Genomic DNA, 1,981 nt, shown 5'->3' on the forward strand with positions numbered 1-1,981 from the left:
ACATTCATCAATAGGGAATCTGCGTTAGAGATAGCATCTTCTACCTTTAGCTGTAAAGGAGTTAATCGCTGCTGCACCAATTCTGTTAATCCCGGTCTGTTGGATGATTGCAGGGTGTCTCCGGATACGGCAATGGCCGACCCATCAAAAACGGGCTTTATCTGAATCCCCTTACCCCCTATGATTCCGGTATCGTATAGCTCTGCAACACTGTTCTTGGAAAAGGAAAAATTATTGCTCACCGTAAAGGTTACCAATAAGTTACCCTGCTCGTCATTAAACCTAATATCGTTCACCTTCCCCACAGAAAAACCGTTAATGGTCACTTGGGTCCCCGCTTGGAGTCCGCCTACATTAGGGTACACCGAATAGAAGGTTTTACTATTATCAAAAAGTGGTGTGGACTTTAAATAACTAAACCCTAAAATGAACAACAGAATACCGCCAATAACAATAATTCCTGTTTTTACTTCCCTAGATATTTTCATATATAGCTATTAATTGTTTTTTAAAAAAAACGGTATTTGTATTTTCAGTTACTAACAAAATTAGAAATAATTTTAATAAGACCGGCCATTATTCCGAAAGGTATTTAAGCGCCTCCCTTTCCGAAATGCGTTTCCCATCCTTATAAGCCACTATATATGAAGTAGTATACCCCTTGGCATCGGCATTGCTTTTTAGTAAGGTGGCCTGAAAATGATCGTTGGTTTCCCCATACATATACCGATAAAGGTTGTTGAATTTCTCCTTGGACAGGGTATTTAGCCCCTGAAAATTCTCTGGGCGAAGGGGAATATTTTTCCCGCTAGCAAAGATCTGTACTTTAAATACGATATTGTCCGATTTCTTGATGACTTCCTTTACCGTCTCCTTTGGAGTTTCCACATTAGATTGATTTTTCACTACTAGGGTGCTTCTCTTTTGGGATGCAGTACCCTTCCCTGTATCCTCTTGGGATGCAGCCCCTTTAGGCTTATTGGCATCTACCACCACCAGGGTGTTTCCACGGGATACCGGCTCGCTAGACACAATAGACTCTTTCTTATAGGTAAGAATGGCATCTGCGATAGCCCAGGCCATTTCGTCCCTCCCTTTTCTGGAGTTCAGATAAGCCCCTTCAGTTTTATTGGTAAGGAATCCTGTTTCTACCAAAACGCTAGGCATAAAAGTCTGATGCAGCACGATAAACCCAGCCTGTTTTACCTTACGATCGTTTCTTTTTAACTTTTCTGCGAAATTATCCTGCATCAATTTGGCGAGTTTGATACTCTGGTCCAAAAATTCTTCCTGCATAATGGTAAGTCCGATAACGGATTCAGGGGAATTAATATTATAATCCGCATACCGAGTCTCATAATCGTCCTCCAAATAAATTACGGAGTTTTCCTTTTTTGCGATTTCAAAGTTTTGTTGATTGGCGTGAAGTCCCAATACGAAGGTACCGGCACCATGGGCATTGGAGGTGTGCGAATCACAGTGAACGGAAACAAAAAGGTCTGCATTGGCCTTATTGGCAATCTCCCCCCGCTTGAAGAGGTCTACAAAAGTATCGTCCTTACGGGTATAAATCACTTTGATTTTGGGGTTTTTCTCCAAGATTCTTCCGGCTCCTAGGACAATTTCCAACGCTATATTTTTCTCCAAATACCCATTTCCCATATTCCCAGGGTCATGGCCACCATGACCAGCATCTAATACTACCACAAACTTTCCATCCCCGTCTTTTTCCATGGTATTGCTATCAAAAGAAAGGAGCAAAAAGGCAACCAATAGAATTGATATGGGGAAATAACGATTTAGTTTCATGTCGCTAGTTATAATTTGATGATTATTTTAGGTTAAATTTATTGCAATACCCTACAGGCAGTACAAAAAATATATGTAAGTTTGAGCCCGAAATATTGCCAAAACCGTTACAAAAATAGGATATCTAGCTTTGCAATCAAATAAACATTCCCTACTTTTCCTATTGCTCCTT

2 protein-coding genes are annotated in these 1,981 nt (G+C 40.5%); both read right to left on the reverse strand.

Features of this window, described 5'->3' with window-relative positions; genetic code table 11:
- Nucleotides 1–488: MlaD family protein (locus tag F1E73_RS16815; protein ID WP_150452638.1), on the reverse strand; the 488-nt coding region annotated here is incomplete at its 3' end.
- Between the two features lie 88 nt (nucleotides 489–576).
- A complete protein-coding gene (locus F1E73_RS16820) occupies nucleotides 577–1,809 on the reverse strand; it encodes an N-acetylmuramoyl-L-alanine amidase family protein (RefSeq protein ID WP_150452639.1) in 1,233 nt (410 codons plus the stop codon).
- Between the last annotated feature and the right edge of the window lie 172 nt (nucleotides 1,810–1,981).

It is taken from the genome of Arenibacter lacus (genome assembly GCF_008711145.1).
Classification (GTDB): Bacteria; Bacteroidota; Bacteroidia; order Flavobacteriales; family Flavobacteriaceae; genus Arenibacter; species Arenibacter amylolyticus.

Coding starts and splice junctions, on each gene's coding strand:
- F1E73_RS16820 (WP_150452639.1), bottom strand. CDS start 1,809: ATGAAACTAAATCGTTATTTCCCCATATCAATTCTATTGGTTGCCTTT.